Here is a 15,574-nt window from a genome sequence, read left to right on the forward strand (position 1 = left end):
AGCGGCCATGCCTGTTGCAGGTCAGGAGAAAGCGCGCCTTATTTGGCTTTTGCAGCTTCCAGAGCCTTGAGAATAAAGTTCCCGGCTTCTTCCTTCGTGCCCCAGCCAGTCACTTTAACCCACTTGCCTTTTTCAAGGTCCTTGTAGCGGGTGAAAAAGTGCTCAATGGCCTTGATCGTGATTTCGGGCAGGTCGTCCGTGGTTTCAACCTTGGAGAACTCGGGGTGCACCTTGTCGTGCGGGACGCAGATGATTTTTTCGTCCTGCCCGGATTCGTCTTCCATCTTCAGCACGCCAATGGGGCGGGCCCGGATCACGCTGCCCGGCACCACGTTTGTGGGGGTCAGGACCAGAGCATCCGTGGGGTCACCATCGGCTGCGAGCGTGTTGGGGATAAAGCCGTAAGCCGTGGGGTAGGCCATGGGCGTGAACAGGAAGCGATCCACGAACAGAGCGCCGCTTTCCTTGTCAATTTCGTATTTGACAGAGGAACCCTGCGGGATTTCAATAACAACGTTAATGTCGAACGGCACGTCCTTGCCGGGAGAAAGTTTGGAAACGTCCATGAACACTGCTCCAACCGATAAACAAAGGGAATGCAGCAGACCCTATCCGCCCACCTGCGGCTTGCCAAGAGCCGGATTTTAAACGGGCGATATATGGATTTTCCTGCCCCAGACCCTTGCCAAATGGCTCTGGTTGCGTAATCAGATACTCGCCTGCGCGCCCGTAGCTCAATTGGTTAGAGCGGGCCGCTCATAACGGCTTGGTTGCGGGTTCAAGTCCTGCCGGGCGCAGGCTGTCCCAGCCGGCAGCGCAACCTGTAGCCGCTTCATTTTTTCAGTTTATTCCGCATAACGGGAGTTCATCATCATGGCATCCTATCAATACGTCTATGTGATGAAGGATCTCACAAAATCCTATCCCGGTGGGCGCGAAGTGTTCAAGGGCATCACCCTGTCCTTCATGCCGGGTGCCAAAATTGGTATTCTGGGTGTTAACGGCGCTGGTAAGTCCACCCTGCTCAAGATCATGGCGGGGATTGATAAGGAATACGGCGGCGAGGCCTGGGCGGCTGAAGGCGTGCGCGTCGGCTATCTGGAACAGGAACCCCAGCTCGACCCCAAACTGACCGTGGGCGAAAACGTTGCTCTGGGCTTTGGCGACCTGAAAAAGGCAGTTGATCGTTTTAACGAGATTTCTGCCCGTTTTGCCGAGCCCATGGAAGACGACGAAATGAATGCCCTGCTGGCCGAACAGGCAGAACTGCAGGAAAAAATTGATGCAGGCGACGGCTGGGAGCTGGACCGCAAGCTGGAAATCGCGCTGGACGCCCTGCGCTGCCCGCCTGCTGACAGCTCGGTAGAAAAACTCTCCGGGGGGGAATGCCGCCGCGTGGCCCTGTGCCGCCTGCTGCTGGAAAAACCCGACCTGCTGCTGCTTGACGAACCAACCAACCACTTGGACGCAGAAAGCGTTGCATGGCTGGAAACAACCCTGCGGGATTACGCCGGCACGGTTATGGTCATCACCCATGACCGTTACTTCCTAGATAACGTGACCAACTGGATTTTGGAAATCGAGCGTGGTCGCGGTATTCCGTTTGAAGGCAATTACTCCTCCTGGCTGGAACAGAAGCGCAAGCGCCTGTCGCAGGAAGAAAAGGAAGAAAGCTCCCGCCAGCGTGCCCTTGCCGCCGAGCAGGAGTGGATTAACGCCAGCCCCAAGGCCCGCCAGAGCAAAAGCAAGGCCCGTATTGCCAAGTATGAGGAAATGCTGGCCGCCAGTGCGGAAAAAGTGGGTGGTGTGGCCGATATTGTCATTCCTCCCGGCCCCCGTCTGGGCGGCACGGTTATCGAGGCCGACAACCTGACCAAAGGGTTTGGTGACCGGCTGTTGATTGATAACCTCAACTTCAAACTGCCACCGGGCGGTATTGTGGGGGTTATCGGGCCAAACGGTGCTGGTAAGTCCACCTTGTTCAAAATGATTATCGGGCAGGACAAGCCGGATTCAGGCGAGCTGAAAATCGGGGAAACCGTAAAGCTCGGCTACGTTGACCAGTCGCGCGATGATCTGTCCCCCGATAAAACCGTGTGGGAAGAAATTTCAGGCGGGACGGATGTCATCTATCTGGGCAAGCGGGCCGTACCGTCGCGCGCCTATGTGGGGGCTTTTAACTTCAAAGGGTCCGACCAGCAGAAAAAAGTTGGTGTCCTTTCGGGTGGTGAGCGCAACCGCGTGCATCTGGCCAAGATGCTCCGGCAGGAAAGCAACGTGATCCTGCTTGACGAACCGACCAACGATCTGGACGTGGATACCCTGCGTGCGCTTGAAGATGCACTGGCCGAGTTTGCCGGTTGCGCCGTGGTTATCTCCCATGACCGCTGGTTCCTTGACCGTCTGGCTACCCATATTCTGGCGTTTGAAGGTGATTCCCACGTTGAGTGGTTTGAAGGTAACTTTCAGGCTTATGAAGAAGACAAGCGCCGCCGCCTTGGCCCGGATGCGACCGAGCCAGGCCGCATCCATTACAAACCGCTTGCCCGTTAACGGCATGCCTGTGCGAAGGCTCCCCTGCGGAGCCTTCCTCTGTTACGGGGGCTGAGCGGTGGATTTACGCTCAGTCCGTACACCTCGCCTGCTTCTTCAGCCCGTGACATGGCGGGATATGGAAGATATGGCGCGCCTGAAGGCCGATGGCGGCGCTTTTGGTCAGATGCTAGGGGGTGTTTGCACCCGCCAGCAGGCCGAGCGTGAGATGGCGGATGACATTGCTTTTTGGGCCTGTCACCGTGTTGGTATTTTTACCATTCATGAAAATAACCAGTTTGTCGGCATGACCGGTATCCACGACCGGCCAGATGGTCGCGGGTTCGGGTTACGCTTTGCCCTGTTTGCCAGCGCAAGGGGGCGCGGCATTGCGCGTGAGGCTGCCAACGCGGCCCTTAACTTCGCGCATGATGCCGGTTTGCACCGGGTTATTGCCGTTGCATCGGAAAGCAATGTGGCATCGCGCACCATCCTGGGCAGTATCGGGATGCATGTCTGCGAGACTTTCACCAGAAATGGGCAGACCATGATGGTGTATGAAAGCAAGCGGGCATAAAAAAAGGCACCCTCATGGGTGCCTTTCTGCCAGACCGGCGGTTTCCCCGCCAGATCGGGCTTTAGCGGTTTAGTTGGTGGACTGGTTATGGCGGTCCAGCTGCTTCTGCAGGGCGGAAAGCAGTGTCGCGACACTCCCACCATTCCGGGCAATAAAGGAGGAGTAGTCATTGCGCTGGGTCAGGCGCAGGCTGGCTCCTTCACCAATAACGTCTACAACCTGCGGCTGCCCGTTGTCGTAACCGACAACCCACTGCATGGAAGCCGGGGGCTGCTGCGGACGCATCAGAATGGCGTTGACGGAATCTTCATTACCGGACTTGCTGACATCACCAATGGTAAAGCTGACACCACGGTACTCGCCCAGCTTGTCGGTAATGGCATTGACCAGCACTTCATGGAAAAGGGCCAGATAATGCTGCCGCTGCTCAGGGGTGGCAATTTTCCAGTAACGGCCAAGGCAGTAGCGGCCAATACCATCAATATCCACATTCTTCTGAACCAGCGGAAGGACCTTGGTCTTTTTTTCAGACAGGGGAACAGGGCTGTTAACAATGGCAACAAGCTGCGTGCCAAAGCTCTGAATGAACTGCTTGGCGTTATCCGCTGCGCGGGCAGGCAGGGCAAACAGTCCGCTGGCGCATGTCAGGGCCAGAGTGGCAAGAACAATACGGCGACCAGAAAGGAGTTTCATGTTTGCGCTACCTTCTTGTTGTTAGTTATTGATACCAGTCTGGCACGGTGGCGCGGCGGTCATTCTTGATGGCCTCGGCCTGTGCCTTCCGCTGCTGCTGGTAAGCGCTGCGAATGGTGGCATATGGGTCCAGAGCATCGCGCTGGAGAGCATCCAGATCTTCCAGATGCTCGGAGCGGCCATGCACAACACCCATCATGTTATAGGCCCAGTTGAAACTGACAAGCCCATAACCGCGTGGCACGTAATCCCACGGGGAAAGGCCCTGATCAATGCCGTAACCAATCCCGTCACGGAAGGAGGACGGCCCCATGGGCAGGAACAGATAAGGCCCGGAGGAAATACCCCAGTTGGCCATGGTCAGGCCTGCATCGTTGTCATGGTGGGGGAAGCCCGCCATTTTTGCAACGTCAATCAGCCCGCCAACACCCACGGTCATGTTAATGCACCAGCGCACGAACGAATCCCCCGCACGGCGTGGCTTGCCGGCCCCGACGTCGTTAAAAAAGACGGAGGGCTCGTTCATGGTCGTGATCATGTTGCCAAGCGAGTTACGCACGGGGCGGGGTACGGCCCACACGTAGGCTTTGGCAACCGGGCGCAGGGCCCATGTATCGAACTTCATGGTCAGGTTGAACATTTTGCGGTTCAACGGTTCATACGGGTCGTTTGCGGCCTTGTATTCGGCCAGGGCATCCGGGTCCGTGGGAACGGGGGCTTTAATGGAGCTACACCCCGTTGCGCCAAGCAGCACCAGACCAAGGCAGAGTGTTCCCAGACGGAAACGGCGATGTACCGAGGAACCTTCCCGCGCCTGATCGTGCTGATCCTGTGCGCGAGGGCGGAGCCATGAGCCGTTCCGTCCTGAAATCATTGCCACCTTTACCTTTGCCTTGTGACGTCCGCATGGCCTGCCGGGCAGACCTGTTTATTGCTGCCTTCTCTACCATGAGAAACGCAGGGTGCAATGGCAGGGCTTCTCTGCGTAGAGGGCAGGGGACAAAAATAGCCCTTTGCAAGTTACCTTTTTGCCGGGAAGAACAGATTTTTGCAATCTCTGTTGCCATAAAGTCGCACATCCTGCTCGGGATGTGATGGCCACAGGGAATCCGGCGTTACAGTCCGCGCTCGCGTTTGATTATGTCCCATGCGGCGTTGATTCTGGATATACGGACCGAGGCAACCTGCACCTCCTCGGGGCTGGCATTGCGGGCGGCCATGACATCCGGATGGTACTGCCGGACAAGTTTTTTCCAGTGTGCTCGCAGTTCCTCGTTGGAGAGGGAGGCACTCACCCCCATAACGGTATAGGCGTCATCTTCCCCCATGGCCGCACGGGCCCGGCCCTGTTCGGCCCGCTCCCAAGCCCCGCGCCCTAGCCCGAACAGGGCGTGCACACGTTTGAGAAAACGCAGCTCTTCGGGGGCAAGGGGTTCGTCCGCTGCCAGATCGGCACGGGCAATGGCAAACAGGATTCCCATCAGGTCTTCAAGCGGGGGTTTGTCAGTGCTGTAAGCCTGCCCGAGTTCACGGGCAAAGGCTTCATAGTCGTCTGTTCTCTGGCGGGCCATGTCAAACAGGCGACCGATGTCGCGCATGTTCTCGTCCGGCACCCGGAAGCGGGCTTTGAAGGCGTTGATCTCCCGCCGGTTAACCGGGGCATCGCACTTGGCCAGTTTGGCGCACAGAATAACGCAGGTCAGCCCGTAAAGCTGGTCTTTTTTGCCCAGTGTGGCGGCTAGTTTGGCAGCGACAAAGGCTGCCGCTCCGTTAGGGTCTGGGCGCGCGCGGGCGGCCCATCGGTCGCTCCAGCCAACAGCGGGTGGTTGCAGCAATGTGCCGCTGTCTGCGGCATGGCCCAAAGCCGTGCCCAACGCCGCACCTAGTGGACCGCCAACGGCAAAGCCGGTTACGCCACCAAATATTTTGCCCCATATCGCCATAGGGGTCTTTTATCATGTTCTGGAGCGGAACCCTAGCCTGTGCCGGGTGGGTGCCAGAGCTTGGCTGCAATGTGCCACTATCGCATTTGCTGCAAACGGTACCAGAAAGGACAAGGCATGCACACAAACACACCTCCTGAGCAGGTTCCTGCGCAGCCTGCTGTTGCCCTGATTGGCGCAGGGGCGGTCGGGCTTGTTGTGGCCGCAGCCTTTGCCCGCGCTGGGTGGGAGGTATGGGTCTGTGGTGCGCGCAGCCCGTTTGGCCGCCTTTATGTGCAGGAGGCCGGGCAGGGGGTGGAATACCCGGTCCGGCATGCCCGCAGCCCGGCCGAGCTTGGCCCGTGCACAGTGGCTGTGGTGGCGGTCAAGGCGCATCAGACGGGGGATGTGGCGGAGTGGATTGCGGCATTCAACCGGCCAGATGCGCGTATTCTGGCCGTGCAGAATGGTCTGGAGCACCGTGAGCGGATTGCCGCCTATGCGCCTGTGGCCGTGGCATTGCCTGCCATTGCCTATTTTAACGCCGAGCGGTCTGCCCCGGGGTGTTCGGTCCTGCGCCGAATCGGCCAGGCGGACCTGTGCCTTCCCGCAGAGGCACCTGTGCAGGATGTGGCAGCGGCTTTGCAGGCAGGCGGACTGCGGGTTGTGCTTGCTGCGGATATGCTGAGCATGGTCTGGACCAAGCTGCTCACCAACAGTGCCGCCAACCCGCTGACTGCCCTGTGTGGAAGGCGCACGGGGGTTATGCGTGAGCCCGCCTGTGCGGCCAATGCCCGGCAGATCATGGCTGAAGTGGTGCAGGTCGGGCAGGCCGAAGGGGCCGCTCTTACAGCACAACATGTGGAGGACGCTCTGGCGTGGCTGCAGAGCGTGCCGCCAGAGAGTGCCACATCCATGTTGCAGGACCGGCAGGCAGGCCGCCCTCTGGAGTACGATGCCATAACCGGGGCCATTGTGCGCGCAGCAGACCGGCATGGTCTGGATGTGCCGCTTAATCGCTTTGTTCTGGGCCTGCTATCGGCCATAAAGCCCATGCAGCCCTCATAAGCATGGCCCCCTCCAGCAGAGCATTGCCAACACCGAATTCAGGCGAGAACTCTCATGCAACGTACCTACAAAGTTGTGGATGTTTTTACAAAAGTGCCGTTTGCGGGCAATCCGGTTGCCGTTGTGCTGGACGCGCAGGGGCTGGATACACAGGCCATGCAGGCCATTGCCAGTTGGACAAACCTCTCGGAAACTACGTTTCTGCTCCCCGCACAAAGCGATAAGGCAGATTACCAGCTGCGTATTTTTACCCCCCGGAACGAGCTGCCGTTTGCAGGCCACCCCACACTGGGCAGTGCGCACGCTGCGCTGGAGGCAGGGCGCGCCGTGCCAAGGCAGGGGCAACTGGTGCAGGAATGTGGGGTTGGCCTTGTGACACTGCACGTTAATGGCAGTGGGGAGGATCGCTCCCTGTCTTTTGCTTTGCCGCCCGCCCGGCACGTTACGCTGGATGCAGCCGATAGAGCGGAACTGGAAGCTATTCTGGGCGTGCCCGTGGACCACATGGCCTCACCGATGATGGTGGATGTCGGCCCGGTCTGGATTGTAGCGCGCGTGAGCAGTGTGGAGCAGCTTCTGGCACTTCGGCCGGATTTTGGGCGCTCGCAGGTTTTTGAGCAGCGCCTTGGCGCAATCGGGATCAGTGTTTTTGCAGCCCATGACCCTGACGGGGTGGATATTGAGGTGCGCTCCTTTGCTCCATCGCAGGGTGTGAACGAGGACCCGGTCTGTGGTAGCGGCAATGGCAGCGTGGCTGTGTTCCGCCATGTGCGGGGTCTTCTGCCGTCTGGGTCGGGGCAGTATCTGGCCACGCAGGGGGGCTGTGTTGGGCGCGCGGGCCGTATTTCTGTGCGCGTTGGCGCAGATGGTGCGGTGGACGTGGGCGGGCAGTGCGTGACCACCGTGGAGGGCCGTCTGGCTGGCTAGCTGTGCAGGGGGCTTCGTGCCTGTGTGCGGGCAATGCGTGGGTTAGAGCGGTTTTTTTAAGCTCTGGCTCGGTATGTGCTGTTGCAGCCATTCCACAGCATGGACCCGCAGGGCGGAAGCAAGGGACTGGTCGGGCACACGGGTTGCATCCACCTGTGTTACCAGTTGGACCAGCGTGACATTCTGGTGGGCAATCATGCGTTCCAGCACGGCCCAGAAGGCGGGCTCCAGCGCTACACTTGTGTCATGCCCGGCCAGTATCAGGCTGCGTTTGCGCAAATGTCTGCTCATGCCGTGGGGCTTTCAAGCTGAGTTATGGCCCAGTCTGCGGCGTCACGCACAACCGGGTCGGGGTCTGTGGTCAGGGCGCGGGCATGGGGTAATAGGTGTGCCCTGCCGGAATTACCCATGGCAACCAGCACATTACGGATAAAGCGGTTGCGCCCGATCCGCTTGATGGGAGAGCCTGAAAACAGGGTTCTGAACGCCGCATCGTCAAGTTGGCTCAGGGTGGCAAGGTCCGGGGCTATCAGGTCTGCTCTGGGCTGGAGTTTGATATTGCTGGCCATTTTAGCAAACCTGTTCCACGGGCACACGGCAAGGCAGTCATCACATCCGTAAATATGGGTGCCCATCAGGGGGCGCAGGGGCAGGGGTATGGGGCCTGCGTGTTCTATGGTCAGGTAGGAAATGCACCGTCGTGCATCCATCTGGTAAGGGGCGGGAAAAGCCTGTGTGGGGCAGGCGTTCAGGCAGCGGGTGCAACTGCCACATCCCCCGCCGGAAGGGGGGGAGGCAGGCAGGTCGAGTGTTGTGTAGATTTCGCCCAGAAACAGCCAGCTCCCGTGCTGGCGGGAGACAAGGTTGGTATGCTTGCCCTGCCACCCCAGCCCGGCTTGGTGCGCCAGAGGTTTTTCGGCCACGGGGGCTGTATCCACAAAGACCTTGACCTCCGGTGTGGCCGGATGGGCCAGCCTGCCCTCGCGCACAACAAACTGGGCCAGATGTTTGAGCATGCCCTTGAGCACATCATGGTAATCGCGGTGGCGGGCATAGACGGAAATATTGCCACAGTCGGGGTTTTGCAGGGTGGCCAGCGCATCGCCCTCCGGGGCGTAGGACAGGCCAAGGGCAATAACCGTGCGGGCTTCGGGCCACAGGGCCGTGGGCTGGCTGCGCGGCTCCGTACGGTCGGCCAGCCAGCCCATTTCACCGTGGTATCCGTTTGCCAGAAAATCCTGCAGGCGCACACGCACCTCCGGCCCCAGTGTGGCCGGGCAGAAGCCAATGGCGTCAAACCCCAGTTCCAGCGCCTTGTCCCGGATGCGCGCACTCAGGCGGCTGCCCGGATGCATGGTGCTGGCCGGGGGGGCTGGGGCGGAAGGTGTGGCCTCTGTCATGCGTAAAAGGCTGGTTCGGAGAGTACGGTCAGGGGGATGCGTGCTTTAGGGAATGGGCGGAATGCGGGGTTGTGGCATTTCATCTTCCGTCCAGTCCTGTGCTGCCCATTCGCTACGCATGCGCGCGGCTGTGGCCTCCAGATTTTTGTCCATGATCGCCTGACGGATCTGGCGCATGAGCCGCTGGTAATAGGCAATATTATGCCATGTCAGCAGCATGGGGCCTAAAATTTCGTTCGCGCGGAACAGGTGGTGCAGATAGGCGCGGCTGTGGCGCGTACAGGCCAGACAGTCACAATGGGGGGAAATGGGGCGGGCATCCGTGGCGTGGCGGGCGTTGCGCAGGTTGAGTGTGCCCCGCTCGGTGTAAGCACGCGCGGTGCGGCCTGCGCGGGTGGGCATAACGCAGTCAAACATGTCCACCCCGCGCTGCACGCTGCCCAGCAGGTCGTCTGGTGTGCCAACCCCCATAAGGTAGCGTGGCTTGTCCTGCGGCATAAGCGGGGTTGTGGTGTCCAGCGTTGCAAACATGAGCTCCTGCCCCTCGCCCACGGCAAGGCCACCAATGGCGTAGCCTTCAAACCCGATATCGGTCAGGGCTTTTACGCTTTCAGCGCGCAGGTCGGTTTCCGTGCCGCCTTGCACAATGCCAAACTGGCCATAACCCGTGCGCTGCACATAGGCTTCGCGCGAGCGGGCAGCCCAGCGCATGGACAGGCGCATGGATGCGGCAATGGCCTCGGGTGGTGCTGGCAGGGCCGGGCATTCATCAAAACACATGGTGATGGTGGCATCCAGATCATGCTGGATGCCGGTCGAGCTTTCTGGTGTCAGCCGGTGTTCGGACCCGTCAATATGCGAGCGGAAGGTGACGCCATCCTGGTCCAGCCGCCGCAGTGCTCCGAGCGACATGACCTGAAAGCCCCCCGAATCGGTCAGGATCGGGCCGGACCAGTCCATAAAGCGGTGCAGCCCCCCCAGTGCCCGCACCCGTGCCGCGCCGGGGCGGAGCATAAGGTGGTAGGTATTGCCCAGCACAATGCCCGCACCGGTGGAGCGCACGGCATCCATGGTCATGGCCTTGACCGTGCCCACCGTGCCTACGGGCATAAAGGTGGGGGTAGCCACGGGGCCGTGGGCTGTATGCAGCATGCCTGCGCGGGCTGCGCCATCGGTGCTTTCACACGTCCAGTGGAAACGGCTCATCGGGTGGTCCTTGCTGGGTGGAACGGAGGTAGGGGGTTAGCGGGCATGGATGCTGCTTGCGCATTCAAGCAGGCAGGCATCGCCGTAGGAATAAAAACGGTAGCCGGTGTTCAGCGCATGGGCATAAACCGCCTTTGCACGCTCCTGCCCCGCAAAGGCACAGACCAGCATGAACAGGGTGGAGCGTGGCAGGTGGAAGTTGGTCATCAGCACATCCACCGCCCGGAAGCGGTAGCCGGGACGGATGAAAATGGATGTCTCCCCTGCAAAGGGGTGCACAATACCGTGCTCGTCAGCCGCACTTTCCAAAAGACGCAGGGTAGTGGTGCCAATGGCAATAATGCGCCCCCCTGCCGCCCGTGTTGCGTTAATGCGCTCGGCAGTCTGGGGGGTGATGACCCCGTGTTCGGAATGCATGTGGTGGTGGGCAATGTCATCCGCGCGCACGGGCAGGAATGTGCCTGCCCCTACGTGTAGCGTTAAGGTGCAGCGCTCGGCCCCTGTGGCGTCCACTGCGTCCAGCAGGTCTGGCGTAAAGTGCAGCCCGGCAGTGGGTGCCGCCACAGCCCCTTTGTAACGCTCAAAAATGGTGGCGTAGTCCTTGCTGTCCTGCGCCGTGGGGCCATTGGGGCGGTGGATGTAGGGGGGGAGTGCCAGTGCCCCCGCAGTTTGCAAAAACGTGTCAAACGCATCGCCCTCGCATGAAAAGCGCAGGTTGGCCCCCCCGCCGGGTTCCAGAGCCACGACCTGCGCTGTCTGGTCCGAGTGGGCGAAGGTAAGCGTATCCCCCACCCTGAGCCTGCGGGCGTTGCGCACCAGAACATGCCATGTGCCATCGGGGCGGATCTGGTCGAGGGTAATGCCAATTCTGGCCTCCCCCCGCAGGGCATGCAGCTGTGCCCGGATAACCGCGGTATTGTTGGCCACCAGCAGGTCGCCCCGGCGCAGCAGGGTGGGCAGGTCGCGCACATGGCGGTCAACCAGCGTGTGCGGGGCTGTTGCATCCAGCAGGCGTGCGGATTCACGCGGGCGGGCAGGCTCCTGCGCGATCAGGGATTCGGGGAGGTGGAAGTCAAAATCTTCGGTGCGGTTGCTCATGGTGTGCCGGGTTTACGCAATAGGGCAGCGCAATGCCAGAGGGAAAGGGAGGGCAGCCTCCACCAGGCAAGGGCTTGCGCTGATGGCTGCACAGGGCCAGATTCTACCCTACGCCGCCAGAACATTCCCAGTCTGGCGCACAGTTTATGATTTAAGGAGACGTTCCAGCATGTCCTATGCTCTGCTTGATGCCGCCCGTGTGGCCAAGGCTTCCGGTGTTTCACTTGGTGTTCTTAAAACCAGTGCTGAAACATCCGAAACCCATGTTCGCAAGGTGGTCATGATTGAACGGATTGAAGCACTGGCCAGTGCAGCCGCCGACTCCGGCGAACGCGTGACCCTGACATCCGAAGAGTTCTGGCTGATCAGCAAGAACTGGTAAGGGGGAGCTACCGGCATGGCATTTGTTCTGACAAGTCCGGCTTTTGCCAATGGGGATGTTCTGCCTCAGGCTCAGGTCTATAATGGTATGGGCCAGAGCGGGCAGAACCTCTCCCCCGCCTTGCAGTGGCATGGCGCGCCGCAGGGGACCAAAAGCTTTGTGGTTACGGTCTATGACCCCGATGCCCCCACAGGCTCGGGCTGGTGGCACTGGGTTGTGGTGAATGTGCCCCCAACCGTAACATCCCTGCCTCAGGGAGCGGGCTCGGGCAAAGCTGGCCTGCCCGATGGGGCTTTGCAGGTCCGCACGGACTTTGGCGTGCCCGGTTATGGCGGGGCCGCACCGCCAGCAGGGCGGGTGCACCGGTACGTGTTTACGGTTTATGCGCTGGATGTGCCCACGCTGGACGTAACAGCAGATGCAAGCCCTGCTCTGGTCGGGTTTATGGTGCACCACCACCAGTTGGCTTCGGCCAGCCTGACTGCCCTGTACGGTAGCAGCAAACATTAATCCCCCTGCGTATGGCTGGCCCGCGTATTGCGGGCTGGCCAGTCAGGCGTTTGGCGGGGGGAGTTTTGCGGGTCTGCGGGGCGTGTGCACCGCCAGATCATGCAGGACATCCGCCTGCGAAACCAGTAATGTGCTGGTGGCAACGCTCCCAGCGGGCATGACCAGAATATCCGGCCCTTTGTTCAGGAACCGGATGGATAGTTCGTTCCACCGGGGCAGAATGAAGTGGCGCAGCATTTGCGCCAGCGCGCAGCGGTCCATGGCGGTATGGGCCCTGCTGCGGGGTGTATAAACAGTGTTCAGGTAATCGTTCATGAATGCCGCAATGGCTGGCAGGCGTTCGGGTTCGCCAAAATAGGCGGTGTCCGTGCCAATGCTCCACGGTGTGCCACTGTGCTGGCGACCATTCTGGTCGAACAGGGGCAGATCAAACCCGTAAGAGGCCGTGTTTTTGAGCGTGCGCAGCAATGTGGCCGTATTGGCGGGAAAATACCCGGCACAATCCCCCGTAAGCACCGGGCAGCGAAAGCGGGCCACAATGTCAGGCAGGATTAAGTAACGCAATGCGGGTTCAAGGGCTGTGTCCTGCTCGGCTGCGGGGCCGTGGCCAAAGCTCAGGCGCAGGCTGGTGGCGTAGAGTTCCAGCCAGTCGGCAATGGTGCGTAAAAAAGCCAGCTGCTCGGCATTGGGGTTGGCAACGCCAATGCAAAGCTGCACAGGCCCGAAGGAACGATCCTGCCGGTATGCCTGAAGCAGGGACAGGATAAGACCGGGCAAAAGGTGGAAGTGTGCACTGTCGCACGCAAAGACCAGACACAGGGCAGGGGCTACTTCCGTCGTGCCAAACTGCCACTCCCAGCGGGAAACACCCGTGCGGTCGGGCACGGCACGGCTGGCAAGCTGGCGGCATTCCTGCGCCCCCAGCCAGGAAAAAATACCAGTATTGTCCGGCGCTGGCATGGCGCCTTCCTGCAAGGCCAGACGGCGGGCAATGGCATAGTGGGCGTCGGCCTCGGCCATAAGCCCGGCCAGCCAGCTTGTGTGGCCCATGGCGGTTTCTGTCCACCAGCTCAGGCCGTTCAGGCGAGCTTCTGTTTCCAGTAGGCGCAGGTCTTTGGTGGTGTTGAGCCGCTGGTAGGCGTTTTCGAACAGCATGGCGTAGATCTGGCGGATGTCCGGGCCATTGCTGGCGGCCAGCCGCATGGGCACCAGCAGGGTATCAAACCGCTCGTCAAAACCGGGCAGGTCGTGCTCGTATAGCATGTCGGGGATCAGGAGCAGCGCATCCTCACCTTGCCGCAGGCGGGTCAGGAGTGCGGGGAGTGTGTCCGAAAAATCATGTCTGGGGTAGCGCTCACGCAGGGCGAGGGCCAGCAGGTCTGCCGCGCGGTCATGGTCGTGCAGGCGCAGGGCTATAAGGGCCTGCAACCACACCAGATCGGCTATCTGGGCAAAAGACTGCGCATAGGCGGCAAATTGCGCGCCCAGTTCCCCCTGCCCGAACTGGCAGCAGAGCTGGGCCAGACCAATACACGGAGCAATGGCCGAAGGGGTAATGCTGAGTTTAAGCACCTGTTCGCGCACGTCGTCCACCGTGGCCCATGGGCTGAGTGCGTGGCGGAAGGCCCCGATCTCCAGCAGCTCGGTCACGTTTTCGATCAGGTTTTCCAGAGTGCGGGACGGGCATACCCGCAGCGTAACCCGCCGGGGGGCTGCATGGGTCCACAGGGTGAGTGTGTCGGCCCGGATTTCGGCCTGTAGCTGCTCCACGGGCCATGTGTGCGGGCCAAGCCGCAGTTCATGGCCGGTGCAGGTGGGTTGCCCCACAAAGGTCTGGCCATCATGCCAAGTGCTGCGCAGCAGGGTGCGGAGCAGGTCAGCATTTTCGGGGGGGATGAGCAGAAAATGCTCCCATGTGGCGCACAGGGGAACAACATCAAACTGGGTAGGACTGCGGCTGGAAAGATACGCATTGCCAGCCCTGAGTGCGACCAGAGGGCGCGTGTGGGCCGCCGTAACCAGTGGCTGGGCGCGCACAAAGGCTCCGCCGGGGGTAAGTGTGTTGTGTTGCATGTCCAGCGCAACAGGGGCGGTTGTGCGGCTTGTGCCCATTGTGGGGCAGAGCGGGTGCAGGCGCTGGCCGGTAAAGCCAACCAGAGCGCCATGAAAGGAGAGAAGATAAAACGCCATGCCTACCTGTCAGGTTGTGAGACGTCATTGGCGTAATCAAGGATTTCGTCGACCTGTTTCATGATGTCACGACCAGCCGGTTTGATATAGTCTTGATTACGTGACGCGGGATGTTTTTCAAGCCATGAGATGATGCATTGGGCGGGAGCGATGCCGCCCAGAACACGCTGCGGGCGATGATTGTAGGCGAAACAGAAGCCTCTGAGCAGAATTTCCAGATCTTCATGGTTTGAGACACAGACCTGCAGTACTTCTGTAGCGACACGGCCATTGAAGCGTTCCACCATTCCATTGGTCTGAGGGGAGTAAGCCTTGGTCCGGCGTCGGTCGATTCCCATGTCATGACAGGCTTTTTCGAAGGCGTCCGCTGTAAAGCAGGAGCCACGATCGGTCAGGATATGGGTGATCCGGAAAGGAAAGGCCGATTTGACGGCATTGAGGAAATCAACGGAATTATCCGCATTTTCCGCGTCATAAACAGCCAGGTGCACTGAACGGGAACAGCGATCGATGGCGACATACAGAAAACGTTTCCGCCTGTCCCCATCTGCTGTCTGTAATTTTGGCAGATGTTTCACATCGATATGGACATAACCGGGATCGTAATCGCGGAACTTTCCCTGTCCCCGAACTGGTCCGGCCTTTAGAACAGGAGGCAGCCTGTTCAATCCGGCGTCTTTCAGTATCCGCCAGATATTGTCCCGGTTCAGATGCGGCAGGAAATGCCGTAAGACAAAGGTCAGATCATCCAGACCAAAACCGGTAGAACGCCGAATCTGACAGACAATGGCGCGCTCCTCCTCCGAGGCTTTCCAGGCCAGCCTCCAGGGACGGCTGCTGCGGTCCTGACAGGCGTCCGAACCACGCCTGCGCCACTTGCGGACTGTTTCATCGCTGATCCCGTAGCGTCTGGCGAGCACGGATGTCGGTTCTGACGAACGAGCTATCTCAGCCCGGACAGCCGGTGTCGTGCGTGCCTGTGGGTGGATCTGAAGCATCATTCGGTCTCCCTGCAAACGGAAGAAAACAACGAAGCATAACGCGGTATCGCCCACGCTACATCATCCCA

At 60.1% G+C, this 15,574-nt stretch carries 16 protein-coding genes and 1 tRNA gene; 7 read left to right on the forward strand and 10 right to left on the reverse strand.

What is annotated here, in order from left to right; all coding sequences use genetic code 11:
* Positions 1–38: 38 nt before the first annotated feature.
* Positions 39–566: an inorganic diphosphatase gene (ppa, locus tag LKE65_RS05055; RefSeq protein WP_086646371.1), complete on the reverse strand. Its 528-nt coding sequence runs from the start codon at positions 564–566 to the stop codon at positions 39–41.
* Between the two features lie 157 nt (positions 567–723).
* Here ppa and LKE65_RS05060 point away from each other — a divergent pair.
* From LKE65_RS05060 to LKE65_RS05070, 3 genes are all read left to right on the forward strand, one after another.
* Positions 724–797: transfer RNA gene (locus LKE65_RS05060), tRNA-Ile, on the forward strand.
* A 76-nt stretch (positions 798–873) separates the two neighbouring features.
* Positions 874–2,553: an energy-dependent translational throttle protein EttA gene (ettA, locus tag LKE65_RS05065; protein ID WP_086646370.1), complete on the forward strand. Its 1,680-nt coding sequence runs from the start codon at positions 874–876 to the stop codon at positions 2,551–2,553.
* A gap of 58 nt (positions 2,554–2,611) precedes the next feature.
* Positions 2,612–3,109 carry a GNAT family N-acetyltransferase gene (locus LKE65_RS05070; RefSeq protein WP_086646369.1) on the forward strand — a complete coding sequence of 166 codons (498 nt, stop codon included), beginning with the start codon at positions 2,612–2,614 and terminating at the stop codon, positions 3,107–3,109.
* 69 nt (positions 3,110–3,178) lie between these two features.
* Here the strand turns inward: LKE65_RS05070 and LKE65_RS05075 are convergent, their stop codons facing one another.
* The 3 genes from LKE65_RS05075 to LKE65_RS05085 form a co-directional block, all read right to left on the reverse strand.
* Positions 3,179–3,802 carry an MlaC/ttg2D family ABC transporter substrate-binding protein gene (locus tag LKE65_RS05075; protein WP_086646368.1) on the reverse strand — a complete coding sequence of 208 codons (624 nt, stop codon included), beginning with the start codon at positions 3,800–3,802 and terminating at the stop codon, positions 3,179–3,181.
* A gap of 25 nt (positions 3,803–3,827) precedes the next feature.
* A complete protein-coding gene (locus tag LKE65_RS05080; protein WP_086646367.1) occupies positions 3,828–4,676 on the reverse strand; it encodes an MlaA family lipoprotein in 849 nt (282 codons plus the stop codon).
* Between the two features lie 241 nt (positions 4,677–4,917).
* On the reverse strand, positions 4,918–5,745 hold the full coding sequence (locus LKE65_RS05085; RefSeq protein ID WP_278740655.1) for a TerB family tellurite resistance protein: 828 nt from the start codon (positions 5,743–5,745) through the stop codon (positions 4,918–4,920).
* Between the two features lie 117 nt (positions 5,746–5,862).
* Between LKE65_RS05085 and LKE65_RS05090 the strand changes: the two genes are divergently transcribed.
* Together LKE65_RS05090 and LKE65_RS05095 are read left to right on the forward strand one after the other, a co-directional pair.
* Positions 5,863–6,792 carry a ketopantoate reductase family protein gene (locus LKE65_RS05090; protein WP_278740656.1) on the forward strand — a complete coding sequence of 310 codons (930 nt, stop codon included), beginning with the start codon at positions 5,863–5,865 and terminating at the stop codon, positions 6,790–6,792.
* A 54-nt stretch (positions 6,793–6,846) separates the two neighbouring features.
* Entirely contained in the window at positions 6,847–7,719 is an 873-nt protein-coding gene (locus LKE65_RS05095; protein ID WP_278740657.1) for a PhzF family phenazine biosynthesis protein, read from the forward strand.
* Between the two features lie 42 nt (positions 7,720–7,761).
* Here LKE65_RS05095 and LKE65_RS05100 read toward each other — a convergent pair whose 3' ends face one another.
* The 4 genes from LKE65_RS05100 to queA all read right to left on the reverse strand — a co-directional run bounded on the left by LKE65_RS05100 (position 7,762) and on the right by queA (position 11,423).
* Positions 7,762–8,010 carry a ribbon-helix-helix domain-containing protein gene (locus tag LKE65_RS05100; RefSeq protein ID WP_278740658.1) on the reverse strand — a complete coding sequence of 83 codons (249 nt, stop codon included), beginning with the start codon at positions 8,008–8,010 and terminating at the stop codon, positions 7,762–7,764.
* Positions 8,007–9,074, reverse strand: coding sequence for a tRNA epoxyqueuosine(34) reductase QueG (gene queG, locus LKE65_RS05105; RefSeq protein WP_278741766.1), 1,068 nt, complete (start codon positions 9,072–9,074; stop codon positions 8,007–8,009). The genes LKE65_RS05100 and queG overlap by 4 nt, the downstream gene beginning before the upstream one ends.
* 90 nt (positions 9,075–9,164) lie before the next feature.
* The gene (gene tgt, locus LKE65_RS05110; RefSeq protein ID WP_278740659.1) at positions 9,165–10,325 is read right to left on the reverse strand and encodes a tRNA guanosine(34) transglycosylase Tgt; all 1,161 of its coding nucleotides are present in this window, start codon (positions 10,323–10,325) and stop codon (positions 9,165–9,167) included.
* A gap of 36 nt (positions 10,326–10,361) precedes the next feature.
* Positions 10,362–11,423 (reverse strand): tRNA preQ1(34) S-adenosylmethionine ribosyltransferase-isomerase QueA, encoded by a 1,062-nt coding sequence (gene queA / locus LKE65_RS05115; protein WP_278740660.1) that lies wholly within the window; start codon positions 11,421–11,423, stop codon positions 10,362–10,364.
* Between the two features lie 169 nt (positions 11,424–11,592).
* On the opposite strand from queA, the gene LKE65_RS05120 reads away from it, so the two are divergent.
* Entirely contained in the window at positions 11,593–11,805 is a 213-nt protein-coding gene (locus LKE65_RS05120; protein ID WP_086646360.1) for a hypothetical protein, read from the forward strand.
* 15 nt (positions 11,806–11,820) lie between these two features.
* Positions 11,821–12,315: a kinase inhibitor gene (locus LKE65_RS05125; RefSeq protein WP_165925564.1), complete on the forward strand. Its 495-nt coding sequence runs from the start codon at positions 11,821–11,823 to the stop codon at positions 12,313–12,315.
* 42 nt (positions 12,316–12,357) lie between these two features.
* On the opposite strand, the gene LKE65_RS05130 is transcribed toward LKE65_RS05125, so the two are convergent.
* Together LKE65_RS05130 and LKE65_RS05135 are read right to left on the reverse strand one after the other, a co-directional pair.
* Entirely contained in the window at positions 12,358–14,505 is a 2,148-nt protein-coding gene (locus tag LKE65_RS05130) for a hypothetical protein (RefSeq protein ID WP_278740661.1), read from the reverse strand.
* A 2-nt stretch (positions 14,506–14,507) separates the two neighbouring features.
* Positions 14,508–15,503, reverse strand: a complete 996-nt coding sequence (locus LKE65_RS05135; protein ID WP_278741768.1) for an IS481 family transposase — start codon at positions 15,501–15,503, stop codon at positions 14,508–14,510.
* Positions 15,504–15,574: the final 71 nt, after the last annotated feature.

This window comes from Acetobacter fabarum, from assembly GCF_022483405.1.
Classification (GTDB): domain Bacteria; phylum Pseudomonadota; class Alphaproteobacteria; order Acetobacterales; family Acetobacteraceae; genus Acetobacter; species Acetobacter fabarum.